This is a genomic window from Microbacterium sp. EST19A (assembly GCF_019969685.1).
Classification (GTDB): Bacteria; Actinomycetota; Actinomycetes; order Actinomycetales; family Microbacteriaceae; genus Microbacterium.
In genome coordinates, this window is the sequence record NZ_JAHXYZ010000005.1 from 98,590 (window position 1) to 117,684 (window position 19,095).

Annotated in this window: 16 protein-coding genes; 11 read left to right on the forward strand and 5 right to left on the reverse strand. The window is 69.5% G+C overall.

Going from position 1 to position 19,095, the window contains the following annotated elements; genetic code table 11:
* Positions 1-1,473: a leucyl aminopeptidase gene (locus LC452_RS20815; RefSeq protein ID WP_223628744.1), complete on the reverse strand. Its 1,473-nt coding sequence runs from the start codon at positions 1,471-1,473 to the stop codon at positions 1-3.
* 113 nt (positions 1,474-1,586) lie between these two features.
* Between LC452_RS20815 and LC452_RS20820 the strand changes: the two genes are divergently transcribed.
* The 3 genes from LC452_RS20820 to LC452_RS20830 all read left to right on the forward strand — a co-directional run bounded on the left by LC452_RS20820 (position 1,587) and on the right by LC452_RS20830 (position 4,632).
* On the forward strand, positions 1,587-2,528 hold the full coding sequence (locus LC452_RS20820; RefSeq protein ID WP_223628746.1) for a proteasome assembly chaperone family protein: 942 nt from the start codon (positions 1,587-1,589) through the stop codon (positions 2,526-2,528).
* 167 nt (positions 2,529-2,695) lie between these two features.
* Positions 2,696-3,940, forward strand: a complete 1,245-nt coding sequence (locus tag LC452_RS20825; RefSeq protein WP_223628748.1) for an RNA polymerase sigma factor — start codon at positions 2,696-2,698, stop codon at positions 3,938-3,940.
* The gene (locus tag LC452_RS20830) at positions 3,940-4,632 is read left to right on the forward strand and encodes a coenzyme F420-0:L-glutamate ligase (RefSeq protein ID WP_223628856.1); all 693 of its coding nucleotides are present in this window, start codon (positions 3,940-3,942) and stop codon (positions 4,630-4,632) included. Before LC452_RS20825 ends, LC452_RS20830 begins: the two co-directional genes overlap by 1 nt.
* A gap of 106 nt (positions 4,633-4,738) precedes the next feature.
* Here the strand turns inward: LC452_RS20830 and LC452_RS20835 are convergent, their stop codons facing one another.
* Positions 4,739-5,755, reverse strand: coding sequence for a sugar-transfer associated ATP-grasp domain-containing protein (locus LC452_RS20835; RefSeq protein WP_223628749.1), 1,017 nt, complete (start codon positions 5,753-5,755; stop codon positions 4,739-4,741).
* 81 nt (positions 5,756-5,836) lie between these two features.
* Here LC452_RS20835 and LC452_RS20840 point away from each other — a divergent pair, with 81 nt between their 5' ends.
* Positions 5,837-6,541 carry an alanine racemase gene (locus LC452_RS20840; RefSeq protein ID WP_223628751.1) on the forward strand — a complete coding sequence of 235 codons (705 nt, stop codon included), beginning with the start codon at positions 5,837-5,839 and terminating at the stop codon, positions 6,539-6,541.
* Complete coding sequence (locus LC452_RS20845; RefSeq protein ID WP_223628753.1) at positions 6,538-7,578, forward strand: alanine racemase; 1,041 nt, start codon at positions 6,538-6,540, stop codon at positions 7,576-7,578. Before LC452_RS20840 ends, LC452_RS20845 begins: the two co-directional genes overlap by 4 nt.
* Positions 7,579-7,638: 60 nt before the next feature.
* On the opposite strand, the gene LC452_RS20850 is transcribed toward LC452_RS20845, so the two are convergent.
* Positions 7,639-7,857 carry a hypothetical protein gene (locus tag LC452_RS20850; RefSeq protein WP_223628754.1) on the reverse strand — a complete coding sequence of 73 codons (219 nt, stop codon included), beginning with the start codon at positions 7,855-7,857 and terminating at the stop codon, positions 7,639-7,641.
* 181 nt (positions 7,858-8,038) lie between these two features.
* Between LC452_RS20850 and LC452_RS20855 the strand changes: the two genes are divergently transcribed.
* A complete protein-coding gene (locus LC452_RS20855) occupies positions 8,039-10,168 on the forward strand; it encodes a type IIA DNA topoisomerase subunit B (protein ID WP_374197792.1) in 2,130 nt (709 codons plus the stop codon).
* 6 nt (positions 10,169-10,174) lie between these two features.
* Here the strand turns inward: LC452_RS20855 and LC452_RS20860 are convergent, their stop codons facing one another.
* The gene (locus LC452_RS20860) at positions 10,175-11,392 is read right to left on the reverse strand and encodes a glycosyltransferase (RefSeq protein ID WP_223628756.1); all 1,218 of its coding nucleotides are present in this window, start codon (positions 11,390-11,392) and stop codon (positions 10,175-10,177) included.
* 32 nt (positions 11,393-11,424) lie between these two features.
* Here LC452_RS20860 and LC452_RS20865 point away from each other — a divergent pair, with 32 nt between their 5' ends.
* From LC452_RS20865 to LC452_RS20880, 4 genes are read left to right on the forward strand one after another with little or no spacing between them, the layout of a single operon-like run.
* Positions 11,425-12,414, forward strand: coding sequence for an NAD(P)-dependent oxidoreductase (locus LC452_RS20865; protein ID WP_223628757.1), 990 nt, complete (start codon positions 11,425-11,427; stop codon positions 12,412-12,414).
* The gene (locus LC452_RS20870) at positions 12,411-13,208 is read left to right on the forward strand and encodes an MBL fold metallo-hydrolase (protein WP_223628760.1); all 798 of its coding nucleotides are present in this window, start codon (positions 12,411-12,413) and stop codon (positions 13,206-13,208) included. Before LC452_RS20865 ends, LC452_RS20870 begins: the two co-directional genes overlap by 4 nt.
* Positions 13,208-14,509, forward strand: coding sequence for a F390 synthetase-related protein (locus LC452_RS20875; RefSeq protein ID WP_223628762.1), 1,302 nt, complete (start codon positions 13,208-13,210; stop codon positions 14,507-14,509). The genes LC452_RS20870 and LC452_RS20875 overlap by 1 nt, the downstream gene beginning before the upstream one ends.
* On the forward strand, positions 14,496-15,428 hold the full coding sequence (locus tag LC452_RS20880) for a 3-oxoacyl-ACP synthase III family protein (protein WP_223628764.1): 933 nt from the start codon (positions 14,496-14,498) through the stop codon (positions 15,426-15,428). Before LC452_RS20875 ends, LC452_RS20880 begins: the two co-directional genes overlap by 14 nt.
* Positions 15,429-15,452: 24 nt before the next feature.
* On the opposite strand, the gene LC452_RS20885 is transcribed toward LC452_RS20880, so the two are convergent.
* Entirely contained in the window at positions 15,453-17,894 is a 2,442-nt protein-coding gene (locus tag LC452_RS20885) for a DNA topoisomerase (ATP-hydrolyzing) subunit A (RefSeq protein WP_223628766.1), read from the reverse strand.
* Between the two features lie 44 nt (positions 17,895-17,938).
* Between LC452_RS20885 and LC452_RS20890 the strand changes: the two genes are divergently transcribed.
* Positions 17,939-19,060 carry an alkaline phosphatase family protein gene (locus LC452_RS20890; protein ID WP_223628767.1) on the forward strand — a complete coding sequence of 374 codons (1,122 nt, stop codon included), beginning with the start codon at positions 17,939-17,941 and terminating at the stop codon, positions 19,058-19,060.
* Positions 19,061-19,095 lie beyond the last annotated feature (35 nt).

Consider the following 19,095-nt stretch of genomic DNA (forward strand, 5'->3'; position numbering starts at 1 on the left):
TCATGCCTCCTTGTGGGATGCTGCGGCCAGGGCGATGATCGTTCGGACCATCGCACCGGTCGGGCCCTTGTCGGTGAAGCCGTACGGCGCACCGGCGTGCTCGCCGGAACCGGCGATGTCGAGGTGCACCCAGGGGATGCGCGGCGCGTCCTCGGCATCCGAGGTGCGTCCGACGAAGCGACGCAGGAACAGGCCCGCGTACGAGGCTCCGCCCATGCGATCGCTCATGTTGACGTTCTGGAGGTCGGCGATCGGAGACTCGAGCGACTCCTCCATATGCGCCGGCAGCGGCATGTGCCAGGCCAGCTCGTCGGCGTTCTCGGCCGCGGCGAGAAGCTCGGCGACCGTGTCGTCGTCGCCGAACACTCCGGTGTGGCGGTGGCCCAGGGCGGCGACGATCGCGCCGGTGAGCGTCGCCACGTCGACGATCACGTCCGGGTGCTCGCGACTTGCGGCGACGAGCCCGTCGGCGAGGACGAGCCGACCCTCGGCATCCGTGTTGAGCACCTCGACCGTCGTGCCGTCGAGGATGCGCACCACGTCGCCGGGGCGGAGAGCGCGTCCGGACGGCATGTTGTCGGTGATCGCGAGCCAGGCCGTCACGTGCACGGGAAGTCCGAGCGTCGCGATCGCGCGCAGCGCCGCGAGGCTGGTGGCGGCCCCCGCCATGTCGAACTTCATCCCGACCATCGAGGCTGCGGGCTTGAGTGAGAGTCCGCCCGTGTCGAACGTGATGCCCTTGCCGACCAGCGCGATGTGGCGCGTCGCGTCGGCGGGGGAGTAGTCGAGCCGGACCAGGCGCGGCGGCCGGTCGGAGCCCTGGGCGACACCGAGGATGCCGCCGAAGCCCTGCTCGGCGAGAGCGGTCTCGTCGAGGATCTCGACAGAGACTTCGAGATCGGCGACGCTGTCCGCGGCGCTCTGCGCGAGCTGCTCGGGACTCTGCCACTCGGCCGGCACGTTCACGAGGTCCTTGATCAGCGCGACGGCCTCGCCGACGGCCTGGGCCTTCGCGATCGCCTCGTCGTCGAGGTCGGCGTGCAGCGTGACCCCGGCGGCACGGGTCTTGCCCTTCTCCGCGCGGTAGGTGTCGAAGCGGTAGCCGCCGAGCACAGCGCCTTCCGCGGCGGCCGCGGCGAACGACTCGAGCCCGCCGGCGAATCCGACGGCGACATGATCGAAGCCGGTGAGCGAGCGCAGGGCGGCTCCCACGGCGTTGCGCACGGCGGCGGCGTCGGCTCCGGAGCCCGTGCCGACCACCGCGAACGGCAGCGAGGTAACGTCCGGGGCGTACACGCGCGTGAAGGACGAGGCTGACCCGGTGAACCCGATCCCGGCCAGTGCCTCGGCGAGGCCCGGATACTTCGCCAGCGACTCGGACGATCCCGAGAGATCGGACACGACGAGCACTGCGGCATCTGCAGCGCTTCCGGGGAATGGATCGGTGGTGTGCGAGAGCACGGGAAGCGTCATGCTTCCATCCTAGGATCCTCGCCGGAGCACCGGTGCGCGGGGAGCGTCCGCGTGTTCGCTCTCAGCATGACGAGCCCAGCCCGGGCATCGGGACCTGCTCGTAGCATGGACACATGCCCTTCTCCGGTGATCTCCACGAACGCGTCGCGAATGCGCCGACAGTGCCGCACGGCCTGCCCCTGGTCGTCCTGCTGACCGGATTCACCGATGCGGGAAGCGCGGTGTCAGGTCTCATCGATCACCTGCGCGAGACCGCATCTCCGCAGCCGATCGTCGTGTTCGACAACGACGTGCTCCTCGACTACCGGGCCCGTCGTCCGGTGATCTCCTTCGATCAGGATCACCTGACCGAGTTCCGTCCCTCCCGGCTCGAGCTCTCCCTTGCCACCGACGCGCTGGGACAGCCCTTCCTGCTCCTCGCCGGATACGAGCCGGACTTCGCCTGGAACGCGTTCGCGCAGACCGTGCTCGATCTCGCCGCCGAGTTCGAGGTGTCCGGGCTGAACTGGGTGCATTCGATCGCGATGCCGGTGCCGCACACCCGCCCGATCGGCACGACCGTCAGCGGCAACCGTCGCGAGCTCACGGTGGCGCATTCCGTCTGGCGGCCGCGCACGCAGGTCCCTGCGACCGCAGGTCACCTCCTGGAGTTCCGCTTCGTCGAGAACAGCCACCGCGCCGTCGGATTCGTGCTGCTGGTGCCGCACTACCTCGCCGAGACCGAGAACCCGGATGCCGTGATCGCCGCCGCCGACAAGCTGATGGCGTCCACCGGACTCGTGCTTCTCATGGATGCCGTGCAGGAGCGCCGGGAGGATTACCTCACCCGGGTCGACGAGCAGGTCGCGGGCAACGAGGAGCTGCAGCAGATGGTGCACAACCTCGAGCGCCGCTACGACGCCTATATGGCGGGTCGCAACCCCGACGACGACACGTACGACGAGGGCGGGTTCAGCGAACGCGATCTGCCGAGCGCCGACGAACTCGCGGCCGAGTTGGAGCGCTACCTCGCCTCCCGTCCGTCGGGCGACGAAGACAAGCCCGGGCGCGGCTAGAAGAATCTCCGCCAACTTCGCCGGAATGCATCCGCATCGCCACACGTGTGCGATACTAGGAGTCCGACCCGTTGTCAATCGGTGTTTTCGAACACCGGACTTGACAAGGGTCTTACTAGTGTCCGAAATGTCCCGGGGCGGTCCCGCAGCCCCGTGAAAGGCGAAACGTGACTCCTGCCACGACGAAGAAAACCCGGACGACGAAGAAGGCCGAAGAGACCGCCGTCGACACCGAGGTCGAGGTCGACGCTCCTGAGAAGCCCGCGCCGCTGAGCGCAGCCAAGCGTGCGGCCGCGAAGCGCGCCCCCGTGAAGAAGAAGAAGTCGGATGACGTCGTCGAAGAGGACGAGGCTCCCGTCGCCGGCGCTGCAGATGACAGCGACGACGAAGACGACGACTCGAAGCCGAAGTTCACCGAGCCGCTGCCGACCGGCGCGATCGTCATCTCGTCGAACGACGACGAAGACATCCCGGTCTACTCGACGCAGATCACCGGCGCGACGGCTGACCCCGTCAAGGACTACCTGAAGCAGATCGGAAAGGTCGCGCTGCTGAACGCGGCCGAAGAGGTCGAGCTCGCGATGCGGATCGAAGCCGGTCTCTTCGCCGAGGAGAAGCTCTCCGCGATGTCGCAGGCAGAGCGGACCGGACAGCTCGGTCTCGACCTGCAGTGGGTCGCCCGCGACGGTCAGCGTGCGAAGAGCCACCTGCTCGGCGCCAACCTCCGCCTCGTCGTCTCGCTCGCCAAGCGCTACACCGGCCGCGGCATGCAGTTCCTGGACCTGATCCAGGAGGGCAACCTCGGTCTCATCCGCGCGGTCGAGAAGTTCGACTACACCAAGGGCTTCAAGTTCTCGACGTACGCCACCTGGTGGATCCGTCAGGCGATCACCCGCGCGATGGCCGACCAGGCCCGCACCATCCGCATCCCGGTGCACATGGTCGAGGTCATCAACAAGCTCGCCCGCGTGCAGCGGCAGATGCTGCAGGACCTCGGTCGCGAGCCCACTCCGGAAGAGCTCAGCCGTGAGCTGGACATGACGCCGGAGAAGGTCGTTGAGGTGCAGAAGTACGGTCGCGAGCCGATCTCCCTGCACACCCCGCTCGGCGAGGACGGCGACAGCGAGTTCGGTGACCTCATCGAGGACACCGAGGCGGTCGTTCCGGCCGACGCCGTGGGCTTCACGATGCTGCAGCGTCAGCTCGAGCAGCTGCTCGACTCGCTGTCGGAGCGCGAGGCCGGCGTGATCCGGATGCGCTTCGGCCTCGGCGACGGTCAGCCCAAGACGCTCGACCAGATCGGTGACACCTTCGGCGTGACCCGCGAGCGGATCCGTCAGATCGAGTCGAAGACCATGGCGAAGCTGCGTCACCCGAGCCGCTCGCAGTCGCTGCGGGACTACCTCGAGTGATGCAGGCGAACGAGGGCAAGGCGCTCGAGACCAGCGTCGACGGCAGGAGCTTCGCGCGGATTCCGCTGCGCACGCGCGTCGTGATGCCGGATGACGACCTCGATGCGGTCATCACGGAGTACGCGAAGGATGCCGTGCAGCCGGGCGACCTGTTGTTCGTGACGGAGAAGATCGTCGCGATCACCCAGGGCCGTTCGTACCGCCTCGACGAGATCCAGCCGCGCAAGCTGGCGCTCTTCCTGTCGAAGTACGTCACCCGCACGCCGTACGGCATCGGGCTCGGCATGCCGGAGACGATGGAGATGGCGCTGCGCGAGTGCGGGACGCCCCGCATCCTGCTCGCTGCCGCGGTCGCCGCCGTCACCAAGGCGTTGGGTCGCAAGGGCGACTTCTACCGCATCGCCGGCGACAAGGCGCGCGCGATCGACGGACCGACCAAGCACACCATCCCGCCGTACAACGAGGCGGTCGTGCTCGGACCGAAGGACCCGCGCGGTGTCGCCGCGCACCTGAAGTCACTGCTCGGCGGAGCCCTCGAGGTGGCCGTGGTCGACATCAACGACCTCGGCGGCAACATCCTCGGGTCCACGCTCGACAAGGACGGCGAGCGTCGTCTCGTCAAGATCCTCGGCGACAACCCGCTCGGCCAGGGACTCGAGTCCACCCCGCTCGGGATCGTCCGCGCGGTCTGATCCTTCGTCAGGCTCAGCCCTTCGTCAGGCTCAGCCCTTCGTCAGGCTCAGGAACCGAACGGCAGAAGGCCCGGATGCTCAGCATCCGGGCCTTCTCCGTCTCATCTCAGAAGCCGATGACCTCGCGGTAGCGCGGCTTGTGTCCCGTGCGGATGCCGGTGACGCTGGGCTTGTTCTCATACACGCCGGCGCCCCAGTTGCCCTCCACGAGCACGGGGCCGTCAGGGGACACGACGACATCCCAGCCGACGTACTGCACCTGCGGCACGACGCGGGCGACCTCGTCGATGAAGGCGCGCACCTCATCCATGTACGGCAACTGGAAGTCGGCGATACGGAAGCCCGTGTCCGGGTGGTTCTCGTGCACGTGGCCGTGCGAGTCGTACCCGGCGCCGACCGCGTGGCCGTTCTCGTCGAGCATCGTGTAGAAGCCGCCGAACGTCATCTGATCGCTGACCGCTCCGCGCCCGAACTTCTGGGCCATCGCGAGGATGTGCGCCTTCTCACCGTCGAAGAACGCAGTGACGCGGGTCGTGTTGACCGTGCCGGGGCAGACGGCCGCGAGGGCGTCGTGCTGGCGGATGACCTCTTCGATCAGCAGCTCGCCGCGGCTCAGCAGACCCGCGTGGAACTCGTCCCAGTCGGTGACGTCGGCGGCGTGGTAGCGGTGCACCCCGGTGCCGGCCTGGCCGACCGGCTCCTTCGTGACGATGGTGCCGAGGCGCTGGGTGAGCTCTCGGACAGCCTCCGCGTTCCCTTCCTCGACGACGAGCCAGTCGCGGTGAAGATGCGCCGCGAAGTGCCGGTTGAACTCGATCTTGTCCTGGAAGATCCAGCGGAAGTCCGGGTGGTCGTAGCGCTGCGAGAGCTGGTTCGACACCGGATGCGTCATGAACGTCTCGCGCTCGGCCTTGGTGAGGATGGCGAAGTCGTAGTCGATGTAGTCCTGGAAACCGACGTTGTGCCGTGCGGCGGACCAGAGCATGTCGGCGACGATCGTCGGCACGGCCTTGTGGTGCTGCTCCGAGGCCTCTTTGGCTCGCTCCACCACCGATCCGACGTCGATACGGCGGGCGCGTCCCAGCAGATAACGGATGCGGGGCGCGAGGGAAAGACGAGACATATGGCTCCGAGGGTAGGGGTCCCGACCAGTCTACGGGGGCTCGAAGATCAACCTGGGAAGGCGGAAGCTAGGCTGGAAAGCGTGTGTGAGACGACTTCCAGCGCCCTGCCGCGCGCCGTGATCTCCCGCTCGGCTCTCGCCGCCGCGGCATCCGCCGCTGTGCGCGCCGGCGGGCGAACGGCCGATCTGCGGCGAGACGCGTGGGGCCATGGCGTCCTCACCGTCGCCCAGGCGGTGACGGCCGCAGGGGCTGACCAGGTGCTCGTGGATTCGGCGGGCGAGGTCGACACCCTGCGTCTCGAGGGCATCGTCGGGATCACGTCCGGGGCCGCGGACATCGACCCCGCTCTGCTCTACGGACTCCCCGATGACGAGGGCTTCCTGGCTGTGCGTCCGGTCATGCGCCTCACGGGCCACGTCATGTCGACCAAGCGCCTCCGCCAGGGCGACGCCGTGTCGTACGGCTACACCTACCGTGCGGCGAGCGACACGACGGTGGCGCTGGTCACCGGCGGCTACGCCCAGGGGATCGTCCGTGCGCTGGGGAACCGTGCGCACGTCGAGGTCGAAGGCGTCGCCCGACCCATCGTCGGCCGAGTCGCGATGGACGTCTGCGTCGTCGACCTCGCCGGCGCAGACGCGGCGCACGGCCAGGAGGTCACCTACTTCGGCGGCACCGGGCCCGCAGCGCCCGGGCTGACCCGCTGGGCAGAGGTGACCGGGATGAGCGTCGCGGAACTCGTCACCGTCGCCGGCGCCCACGCATCTCGGGGGTGGGAGGCATGACGCGCCCGGAGCTGCGGCTCAGCCGCGGCACCTTCCGCGCGAACATCGCCGCCGTGCGGGACCGCATCGCTCCTTCCGCCCTGATGCTCGTCCTGAAGGACGACGCGTACGGGCACGGGTCGCGCTGGGCCGTCGAGACGGCCATGCAGGCCGGTGTCGAGTGGTTCGGGAGCTATGACATCCGCACCGCGCTGAACGTGCGGCGGATCGCGGGCGGGGACGTGCGGATCTTCGCGTGGGCGACCTCCTCTGACGATGAGATCGACGAGGCTCTGGCGCGCGACATCGATCTGGGCGTCGGCACGATCGCGTACCTGCGGCGGATCATCGCGCGCGCAGCCGCCCTCGGTGCGCCCGCGCGGGTGCACCTCAAGATCGACACCGGCCTGCACCGCAACGGCGTGCTTCCCGAGGACTGGGCCGACGCCGTCGCGGAGGCGCGCGACGCGGAACGGCTCGGGCACCTCGAACTCGTCGGCATCTGGAGCCACATCGCCGAGGCGAGCGATGCCGAAGACGACGAGGCGCAAGCCGTCTTCCTCGACGCGGTGCGTGTCGCAGGGGAGTCCGGGACCACTCCGGCGTTCGTGCACCTCACGGCGTCGGCCGCGTCCTGGTGGCGGCCGGAGCTGCGGGGAACCGTGTCGCGGATCGGGGCGTTCTGCTACGGCATCCGCTCGGCCGACGGGCCGGAGCTCGACGGGATCCGTCCCGTCGCTTCGCTGAGCGCGCTCGTCGAGGACATCGTCGACGGAGACGCGGTGATCTCGATCGGCAGCTTCGACGGGCTGCCGTCCACGCTGGCGGGGATGCCGGTCGGTACGCCGGCCGGGTCGCGAGCGCTCCGTGCGATCGGACAGACGACGTCGGTCGTCGAGGCGTGGCCGGGGATGGCCGTCGGCGACGAGGTCATCCTCTTCGGCGCGGGCGACTCCGGCGAGGTGAGCGCGACCACGCTCGCCGAGCGGATCGACACGGTGGGCGAGGAGATCCTCACCCGATTGAGCCCGCGGGTCCGACGGGTCGTCCTCGCATGAAGAAGACTCCGGGCCGCGCGTGAGCGCGACCCGGAGTCGGAAGTCGGAGAGGTCTGCCGGTCAGACGGTCTCGACGAGGCGAGCGCTCTCGTCGTGCCAGCTGGTGGCGATGCTGCGGAGCTTCTCTTCGTACTTGCGGCCGTGGTGGGCGCAGAACAGGAGCTCGGATCCGTTGACCTCTGCGGCGATGTACGCCTGAGCTCCGCAGGAGTCGCAGCGATCCATCGCTGTCAGGCGGAACTCGATGGCGGTGGCCTCACGTTCGGTTGTTGCATTCATCTCGGTGCCTCCTCGGGTGTCGGCCTCGCTGTGGGTCGTGCTCCATACAACCACGCTGCACCTGTACGCATGCCCGGATCACGGCGTGTTTCGCTCAGCGCGTACGCGATCGGTGCGGGGTGCGGTCCCGTGGGGAGTGTCTACCGCCGGGAGGAGCCGGCCGAGAATAGACTCGGAGATTGTGACCGCCGAGTATTCCGCCCATCATCTCCAGGTGCTTGAAGGGCTCGAGGCTGTCCGCAAGCGTCCCGGCATGTACATCGGGTCGAACGGATCGCCGGGGCTCATGCACTGCCTCTGGGAGGTCATCGACAACGCCGTCGACGAGGCCGTCGCCGGAAACGGCGAGAAGATCGATGTGATCCTCCATGACGACGGCAGCGTCGAGGTGCACGACCGCGGTCGCGGCATCCCCGTCGACATCGAACCGCGCACCGGTCTGAGCGGCGTCGAGGTCGTCTTCACGAAGCTGCACGCCGGCGGCAAGTTCGGCGGCGGCTCGTACGCGGCGTCCGGCGGCCTGCACGGCGTCGGCGCCTCGGTCGTGAACGCGCTCTCGGAGCGGCTCGACGTCGAGGTCGATCGCGGCGGCAAGGTCTACGCCATGTCGTTCCACCGCGGCGAGCCCGGAATCTTCACAGACACGGGGGAGAAGCGCCCCAACGCGCCGTTCCGTCCGTTCGAGGACAAGAGCGAGCTGCGGGTCATCGGAAAGGCCCCCCGGGGTGTGACCGGCACGCGCATCCGCTACTGGGCGGACCGGCAGATCTTCACCAAGGACGCCGCGTTCCAGCTCAAGGAACTCGAGACGCGCGCGCGTCAGACGGCGTTCCTCGTGCCCGGACTCGAGATCCTGGTCCGCGACGACCGTGCGCGCAGCCCGCAGACCGCTCCGGCCGAGGGCGTCCTCGCCGGCATCGTCGACGAGGTCCCGCGCGAGATCTCCTACCGCTACGAGGGCGGCATCTCCGAGTTCGTCGACTACCTCGCGACAGACGCCCCCGTGACCGACAACTGGCGCATCCAGGGCGAGGGCACGTTCAAGGAGACCGTGCCGGTTCTGCAGGCGGACGGTCACATGATCGCGACCGAGGTCGAGCGCGTGTGCGCCGTCGACATCGCGCTGCGCTGGGGCACTGGATACGACACCACCGTGCGCTCGTTCGTGAACATCATCGCGACACCGAAGGGCGGCACGCACCAGCAGGGCTTCGAGCAGGAGCTGCTGAAGGTGCTGCGGTCGCAGGTCGACCAGAACTCCCGCCGGCTCAAGGTCGGCAACGACAAGCTCGAGAAGGACGACGTGCTCGCCGGCCTCACCGCCGTGCTCACCGTGAACGTGCCGGAGCCGCAGTTCGAGGGTCAGACCAAGGAGGTGCTCGGCACCCCCGCCGTGCGCCAGATCGTCGCGCAGGTGCTGCGTAAGGACCTGGGCGAGCGCTTCACCTCGACCAAGCGCGACGACAAGAACCAGGCCTCGCAGCTGCTCGACAAGATCGTCTCCGAGATGAAGGCGCGTGTCTCGGCGCGCGCCCACAAGGAGACGCAGCGCCGCAAGAACGCGCTGGAGTCCTCCACGCTCCCGACCAAGCTCGTCGACTGCCGCACGAACGAGGTCGAGCGCAGCGAGCTCTTCATCGTCGAGGGCGACTCGGCGCTCGGTACGGCCAAGAACGCGCGCAACAGCGAGTTCCAGGCGCTGCTGCCCATCCGCGGCAAGATCCTGAACGTGCAGAAGGCCTCGGTCAGCGACATGCTGTCGAACACCGAGTGTGCCTCGATCATCCAGGTGATCGGCGCCGGTTCCGGGCGCACCTTCGACATCGACGCAGCGCGCTACGGCAAGGTCATCCTGATGAGCGACGCCGACGTCGACGGGGCGCACATCCGCACCCTCCTGCTCACCCTGTTCTTCCGGTACATGCGGCCGTTGATCGAGGACGGCCGGGTCTTCGCCGCCGTGCCTCCGCTGCATCGCATCATCATCATGAACCCCGGTTCAAAGCCGAACGAGACGGTCTACACCTACAGCGAGCAGGAGATGCACGCCCTGCTCACCAAGCTCCGCAAGGCCGGCAAGCGCTGGCACGAGCCGATCCAGCGCTACAAGGGCCTCGGCGAGATGGATGCCGAGCAGCTGGCGAACACGACCATGGACCGCTCCGGACGCCTGCTGCGGCGGGTACGCATGGAGGATGCCGAGGCCGCGGGCCGCGTCTTCGAACTGCTCATGGGCAACGAGGTCGCTCCGCGCCGCGAGTTCATCATCGATTCGTCCGGACGCCTGTCGCGCGAGGCCATCGACGCCTGACGCCCGTCAGCGTGCGGTCGCGAGCGCTGCCTCGTAGACGCCGAGCAGCGCGTCGCGGTGGGTCGTCTGCGCGACCTGTCGGCGATGCGCGATCGCGGCCTCGCTGAGTCGGGTGAGCCGCGCGGGGTCGTCGCGCAGCTGCGACAGTGCGGTGGCGAGACCGGCGGCATCCGGCGACGGGGTGACGATCCCTCCGCCCGGCGGCAGCGTCTCGGCCAGATCGGGATCCGTGACGATCACCGGCAGACCGGAGGCGATCGCCTCGAGCAGCACCATCGGCTGATTGTCGAAGTCGAGCGAGCTCGACACGAGCACATGCGCCTTCCGCATCGCCGCGAGGACCTCGGACTGCGGAACGCCGCCGTGCACGGTGACGCGACCGTCGGGGAGTGCCGCCGCACGGCGGGAGACCGATGCGCGAGAGACGCCGTCGCCGTACATGTGCCCCGCGATGCCCGAGACCTGCGACACCGCGTCGAGGAAGACCTCCGGGCGCTTCTCGGGGGACAGGCGCCCGCACCACATCACGCGCAGCTGCTCGCCCCGTGCGACCACACGGGGGGTCGGGATGCCGACCTCGTCGAGCACGGACTCCTCGAGGCCGTTCGACAGGACGGTGATCGGCGTCTCGACGCCCTGCGCGAGCAGCTTGCCCGCGAAGTGCGCCGAGGGGACGATCACCTGATCGGCGTGATTGGCCTGACTCACCATGAGGCGCCACATCCGGCGAGCCGTCGGTGTGCGCGTGTACGGCGACGAGGAGTCGACCCGGGCCCGCGCGTGGCTCATGCGTCTGCGGTGCATCGCGGCGAGCAGGGCGGTCGTCACGCTCGGCAGCGGCAGGACCGACCGCGTGTACACGTCGATCCGACCGTGCATCGTCTGCACGATCGGGAGGCCGAGGGCCTGGGCGGCCTCGAACCCCGCGAGGGCGGCGAACATCTCGGTGTGCACGTGCACGACGTCGACCTCTCGCGCCTTCAGTTCCTCTCGCAGGAAGGCGGATGCCGCGGACGGGCTCCACGTGAACGGGTAGCCGTCGGGGGCGAAGCCGCGGGCCGTGGGCATCCGCACGACGGCGGGGTCCGGGCTCGGCGCAGCGAGCGGCGCGAAGACCAGCACCTCGTGCCCGTGCCGCTCGAGCTCCTCCTTGTGCGCCTTGATCACGGTCTGCACCCCGCCGAGCGTCGGCAGGTAATAGTCGGTGACCATGGCGATGCGCACCCCCTCAGACTAGGGCCGCTAGGGTGAGGAGCATGTCCGGAGGCCGTGTGCTGGTGACGGGGGCGAGCGGGTTCCTCGGCGGTCATGTGGTGCGCGATCTGCAGATCCACGGAGTCGAGGTTTTCGCCGCCGGACGTCGCGCCGCAGCCCTCGATGCGCTCGTCGATGCGGAGCACCGGCTCGTCGGCGACCTGGCCTCTCTGGCGCGCACGGACCTGACGGTCGATGCGGTGATCCACTGCGCGGCGCTGTCGACGCCCTGGGGTCCCTGGCGCGCTTTCGTCGAGGCGAACATCGAGGGCACCGCGCAGGTCGTGGAGTTCGCGCGGCGCAACCGCGTGCGCCGGATCGTGCACGTCTCTTCGCCGAGCGTCTACGCGGCTCCACGCGATCGCCTCGCCATCCGGGAGGAGGATGTCGACACCGGCAATCGACTCAACGGATACATCCGCTCGAAGATCGCCGCCGAGGCGCTCCTGCAGGATGCTCGACGCGCGGGGGCCTTCTCCGAGCTCGTGATCGTGCGTCCGCGCGGGCTGATCGGCACCGGCGACCCGAGCCTCGTCCCGCGCCTGATCGAGGTGCACCGCCGCGTAGGGATCCCTCTGTTCGACGGCGGCCAGAACCTCATCGACGTCACGGCGGTGGAGAACGTGGCGACGGCTCTGCGGCTCGCACTGGATGCCGGCGATCCCGCCGGCGGGGTCTACAACATCAGCAACGACGATCCGCGTCAATTCCGCGACCTGGTCACCACTCTGCTCGAGCTCGTGGGCGAGACGCCGCGGATGCGACCCATGAACAGGCGCGTCGCCTGGGCGCTCGCTACGGCGCTCGAGGGAGTCTTCCGCGTCATTCCGGGGCGACCCGAGCCCCCGCTGACCCGCTACACCCTGAGCACCATCGCCTACTCGCAGACCCTCGATCTGACTCGCGCGAAGGCGGAGCTCGGATACGAACCCCTCGTGACGCTCGACGACGCGCTCGTGCGAGCGGCCGCCGACCAGAGGGCGCACGCATGAGCGCGCGTCTGCGGCACTACGTCTGCGGCAGCACCGCGCACGATCTCTCGGCCATGTTCCGCGGCGGTGCTCACGAGACGCGCGAGTTCCCCGCCGGGGTCTTCCTCTTCGATCGCGGCGATGGCATCCGCGTGCTCTTCGACACCGGCTACGCCACGGGCGAATGGCGCATCGGCTGGCGCGGCACCGTGTACCGGCGCCTGCTGCCCCCCAAGGTGGTGCCCGAAGACGACGTCGCGCGACAGCTGGCCGCCGATGGCATCGACCCGGCTTCGGTCACTCACGTCGTGCTGTCGCACCTGCATCCCGATCACATCGGCGGGGTCTCGCGGTTTCCCGGTGCCACCTTCGTGCTGACCGCGGGGCAACAGCGCTCCCTCGCGGCTCCGCGCCTGCGGGCCGGAATCTTCACCGGGCTGCTGCCGAGTTGGTGGGACGAGGCGTCGAAGATCGTGCTCGCCGCCGATGCGTTCCGCGACGTCGACGTCTCCGGCGTATCCCTGCGCGCAGCCGACCTGCTCGGCGACGGCTCCTATCTGGTCGTGGAGCTTCCCGGCCACGCCGAAGGGCACATCGGTGCGCTGGTGGACGGCCGCGTCCTGCTCGCCGGCGACGCTGCGTGGGGAAGCGACCTGCTCGGCGCGACGGCCGAGCTGCGTACGCTCCCGCGGGCGGTGCAGCACGATCCTGCCGCGTACCTTCGCACGGCCGCGCTCCTGCAGGACCTCGCCGATGCCGGCATCCGCATCTCCTTCAGCCACGATCCGCTCGGGCCGAAGGAGCTGCTGGCCTGATGTCGACCCTGCGGATCCTGCGAGAGTTCGCCGCCGTGCGGTGGACGCGGCGTCTGCGCACGCGCCGGGCGATCGAACGGCGTCAGGCGCGGCTGCTGCGCCGGCATCTCGGTTTCCTGCGTCGACGATCGCCGTATTTCCGCGACCTGCTCGAGACGCACGCCTTCGCCGGGCTGCCGCTCATGGACAAGAGCATGATGATGAGCCGGTTCGACGAGATCAACACGGTCGGTGTACGGCGCGACGAGGCCTTGGAGCTGGCGATCGCGAACGAGCGGTCCCGCGACTTCGACGCCGACCTCGGCGGGAACTCCGTCGGACTCTCCAGCGGTACCAGCGGGCACCGAGGGCTCTTCGTCGTCAGCCCGCGCGAGCGCGATGCGTGGGTCGGCGCGGTCCTCGCCCGCACGCTGCCGCGCGGACGGCTGACCGGGCATCGCATCGCCCTCTTCCTCCGCGCCGACAACAGCCTGTACGAGTCGGTCGGCTCGCGCGCGGTGTCGTTCTCGTACTTCGACGTGTACGCCGACATGGACGAGAACATCCGCCGCCTCGCGGACTACGCGCCCACGATCCTGGTGGCGCCGCCGTCGGTCCTCCGTCTGATCGCCCGTGCCGCGGATGCCGGACGCTTCCCGATCGTGCCGCAGAAGGTCTACGCGGTCGCCGAAGTCCTCGAGGTCGCCGACGAGAAGCGGATCGCGTCGTCTCTGCGACAGGAGCGGCTGCATCAGCTGTACCAGTGCACCGAGGGCTTCCTCGCGCACACCTGCGCGCACGGCGTTATCCATCTGAACGAGGACAGCATCCTCGTCGAGCGCGAACAGCTCGACGACGAGCGGTTCACGCCGATCATCACCGACCTCCGTCGTCGTGCGCAGCCGATCGTGCGGTACCGGCTGGGAGACGTGCTGCGCCCCCGCAGCGAGCGCTGCCCGTGCGGGAGCGCCCTGGCGGCCATCGAGCGCATCGAGGGGCGGGAAGGCGACACCCTGCTCTTCCGCGGGCATGACGGCCGCCGCGTTCCCGTGTTCGCCGACCTCGTCGCGCGGGCGCTGCTGTACGCGGAGGGCTTCGACGAGTACCGCGTGGTGCAGACCGACGCGTCGCTGCTCGAGATCGCGCTGGACGTGCTCGATGATCGGACGAGGGACAGCGTGACCCGCGAGATCCACGGCCTCGCCGACCGGATGCACAGCGAGCGGCCGGAGATCGCGTTCGCGCCGTACACGCCGGACGGATCGGTGAAGCTGCGTCGCGTGGCGCGGACCTGGAGGGGGGATGCCGATGAGGAGCTGTGAGATCGTCGGGTGGGGCAGCGTGCTGCCCGAGCACACGGTGCGATTCGGCGAGGAGGTCCGCTACCGCATCGCGGAGGACACGTCGCACCTCGACATGCTCGCGGACGCCTGCGAACGCGCCCTCGCCCACGCCGGGATCGGCATCGACGACGTCGATCTGGTGCTCGGCGCATCGGCGGCAGGCGTGCAGCCGATCCCGTGCACCGCGGCGCTCGTGCTCGAGCGACTGACCCTCGAAGGGCACGCCGCGGCCTTCGACGTCAACTCGACCTGCACGAGTTTCATCACCGCCGTCGACGTCGCGTCGCGGTACCTGGACTCCGGCGACCACGACACGATCCTGGTGTTCGCCGGCGATGTCGGGACGAGGTTCCTCGACCCGGCGCAGCGCGAGAGCTACGAGCTGTTCAGCGACGCCGCCGTCGCGGTCGTCCTCCGGCGCTCCGACGATCCGTCACGCGGCGTGATCGCCAGTGCCCAGCAGACCTGGCCCGCGTACGCGCACGACACCGAGATCCGTGGTGGACTCTCGCGGTCGCCGGCGCAGCTCTACGCGGAAGCCGACCCCGGCGACTACCTCTTCGACATGAACGGCCGACGGGCGCTGCTCGGGATGATGCGGGTGCTTCCCGGGTTCTTCGAGCGCTTCCATGAGCGGAGCGGCATCGCCTACGACGACGTCGCCCTGTGGGTCCCGCATCAGGCCTCGGCCGCGCTCGGTCCCATGCTCGATCGTCTCGGCATCCCCGTGGACCGCCGGGTCGACGAGGTCGCGGCCTTCGGCAACATGGTCTCGGCGTCCGTGCCGTTCATGCTCACGCGGGCCCTGGACGCCGGGCGCATCGGTCCCGGCGACACGGTGATCCTCTGCGGAACGGCTGCCGGACTCACCGCGAACGTTCTCGCGCTGCGGCTCTGACACGCCGCCACGCGACGACCGAGGTCAGACGATCGTGCGGCCGATGCTGCCGATGACACCGTCGATCGGCTGACCGGAAGCGTCGCGGCGGGCGCCGGGCTCGGGGAGCTTGCGCACCGCGCCGGTCGGGTCGACGGCCTGTGCGGGCGTCGGGCCCACCCAGGCGACCGTGAGCCGGTCCTCGCCCTTCAGGAACGAATGCGCCCGCACACCGCCGGTCGCGCGGCCCTTCGCGGGGTACTCCGTGAACGGGGTCAGCTTCGCCCGTCCCGGATCGGTGCCGGGAAGGATGCTGTCGCCGCCGGAGACCGTGGCGACCACGGCGTCCGCACCCGGGTCGACGACGCCGAAGAACAGCACCGAGGCGCCGGCGGAGAGCTTGACGCCGGCCATACCGCCCGCGGGAGCGCCCTGCGGGCGGACGGCGGAAGCGGCGAAGTGCAGCAGCTGCGCGTCGGTCGTGACGAACACGAGCTCGGCATCGTCGGGTGCGTCGGCCGCGCCGACGACGGTGTCGCCGGGCTTCATGCCGATGACCTCGAGTTCGGGACGGACCGGCAGGGTCGACGGGACGATCCGCTTGACGGTGCCCTGAGCCGTGCCGAGCGCGATCGGGGTCTCGCTGTCGAAGCGCACGAACCCGATGATCCGCTCGTTCTTCGACAGCAGGCCGAGGTAGTCGCGGAGCGGCGTCCCGGCGGCGAGCTGCACGGACGACGACGGCACGGAGGGCAGATCGACGGGGGAGAAGCGCATGACGCGTCCGGCGCTGGTGAGCGCTCCCAGCTCGGCACGCACGGTGGTCTCGACGGTGGTGAGGATCGCGTCGTGCTTGCTCCGGCGGGCCGGTGCGTTGAGCTCCTGCCCTTCGACGGCGTCGATGCGCACGGCGCGGCCGGTCGTCGAGAGCACGAGGAGGGTCGGGGCGTCGGCGATCTGCAGATCGACCGCACCCTTCGTGGCGCGCGGCTTCGGGGGAGCGGCGTTCATCAGCAGCGTCCGGCGCGGGGTGCCGTACGCGTCGGCCGCAGCGTCGAGCTCCTGTGCCACGACGGCGCGCAGCAGCGCGGGGCTGTCGAGCAGCTCCCGGAGGGAGGCGATCTCCGCGAGGAGGGAGTCGCGCTCGGCCTCGAGCTCGATGCGGGAGAACTTGGTGAGCCGGCGCAGGCGCAGCTCGAGGATGTACTCCGCCTGCAGCTCGCTCAGGTCGAACACCGAACGCAGGCGTGTGCGGGCCTGCTCCGAGTCGTCGGAGGAGCGGATGACCTGGATGACCTCGTCGATGTCGAGGATCGCGATGAGCAGGCCCTCGACGAGGTGCAGACGCTCCTCGCGGCGAGCCAGGCGGTACCGGCTGCGCCGCGTGATGACCTCGAGGCGGTGGCCCACGTAGACGCTCAGCATCTCCTTGAGGCCGAGGGTGCGCGGCTGCCCGTCGACGAGCGCGACGTTGTTGATGCTGAAGGAATCCTCCAGCGGGGTCAGCCGGTAGAGCTGCTCGAGCACGGCGTTCGGGTCGAAGCCGGTCTTGATGCCGATCGCCACACGCAGACCGTGGTTGCGGTCGGTGAGGTCGGTGACATCGCTGATGCCCTGCAGCTTCTTCGCCTGCACCGCGTCGCGGATCTTCTCGATGAGGCGCTCGGGGCCGACCATGTACGGCAGCTCGGAGACGATGATGCCGGTGCGCCGAGGGCCGAGAGGTTCGACCGAGACCTTGCCGCGCACCTTGAGGGCGCCGCGACCGTTCATGTAGGCGTCCTTGACGCCGTCGAGCCCCATCAGGATGCCGCCGGACGGGAAGTCCGGACCCGGGACGAACTCCATGAGCTCTTCCGTCGTGGCATCCGGGTTCTCGAGCAGGTGCGTCGCGGCGGCCACGACCTCGATGAGGTTGTGCGGCGCCATGTTGGTCGCCATGCCGACGGCGATGCCGCTGGCGCCGTTGACCAGGAGGTTCGGGAACGCTGCGGGCAGCACGGCCGGCTGCTGGAACTGGCCGTCGTAGTTCGGGATGAAGTCGACGACGTCTTCGTCGAGGTTCTCGGTCAGGGCCATGGCCGGCGCGGCGAGGCGCGCCTCGGTGTAACGCGCCGCGGCGGGGCCGTCGTCGAGGGAGCCGAAGTTGCCGTGCCCGTCGACCAGGGGCACCCGCAGGGCCCACTCCTGTGCGAGGCGCACGAGTGCGTCGTAGATCGCGGTGTCGCCGTGGGGATGCAGCTTTCCCATGACCTCGCCGACGACGCGGGCGCTCTTCACGTGCCCGCGATCCGGCCGCAGGCCCATCTCCGCCATCTGGTAGAGGATGCGGCGCTGTACGGGCTTGAGACCGTCGCGCGCGTCGGGCAGGGCGCGCGAGTAGATGACCGAGTACGCGTATTCGAGGAACGAGCCCTGCATCTCGCTGGAGAGGTCGATGTCCTGGATGCGTTCCTCGACGGGCTCGGGCGGCGGGGTTTTCGGCATGGACTTCCTGGGGGCGTGAAGGAGCCTGTGTCAGACTGGCTCGGATGTCCCTCATGCTACCGTCCGAGTCGCCCAGTGCCCGGAGCGTCGTCGGGGTGGCGGGTGACCTGTTCGCCGCTCTCCGGGGCGAATCCGAGGTGCTGCCGCGTGCGGAATCGGTGGTGCTCGTCGTGATCGACGGGCTCGGCGCGATCACTCTGCGGGCGCATGCCGGGCACGCCCGGGCGCTGACCTCGGGCATGCCGAAGCGCGACGTCGCGCATTCGGTCTTCCCGTCGACGACGGCGGCCGCGCTCACGAGCATCGTCACCGGTGTGTGGCCCGGCGAGCACGGCCTGGTTGGATATCGCGTGCTCGATCCGAGCCGCGACGTCCTGGTCAATCAGCTGAGCGGTTGGGAGACGGACGGGATCGACCCGCTCACCTGGCAGCCGGCGTCCACGATCTTCGAGCGTGCTGGGGCCGCGGGGCACGAGAGCTTCGCCGTGGGTGTCGCCGCCTACGCCCGGAGCGGGTTCACGAAGGCGACGCTGCGGGGCGCGGAGTTCGTCGCTGCCACGACCCCCGCAGACCGCGTGGCGACCGCGTACGACCTCGCGCAGCGGCATCCGGGCTCCCTCGTGTACTGCTATCTGCCCGAGGTCGACAAGGCCGGTCACCGGCACGGCGTCGATTCGCCCGAATGGGTGACCGCGCTGGAAGACATCGACGCCGCTCTCGCGGTGCGCGTCCCGCCGGGCGTCGGCGTGCTCGTCACGTCAGACCACGGCATGGTCGACGTGCCCTCGAACCGGCAGGTCGTGCTCGAGGAAGAGCATCTCGCTGGCATCCGCCATGTCGGCGGCGAGCCGCGGATGCTGCACGTGTACCTGGAACAGGATGCCGATGCCGCCGCCGTGACCGCCCGCTGGCGCGCCGACCTCGAGGGTGTGGCCGATGTGCTCACCCGCGACGAGGCGATCGGCCATGGCCTGTTCGGGCCGACCGTCAGCGCCGCAGCGTCATCCCGGATCGGCGACCTTCTGGCCGTGGCGCGGGGTGCTGCGGCCGTGTACGACGGCACGGCATCCGATCAGCGCGGGCGAGGCATGATCGGACAGCACGGCGCCCTGACGCCGGAGGAGCGTCAGGTTCCGCTGATCAGGCTCGGTGCGTTCGCGCGCTGAGACCGTTCGCGCGCTGAGCCGAGACGTCAGGCCGA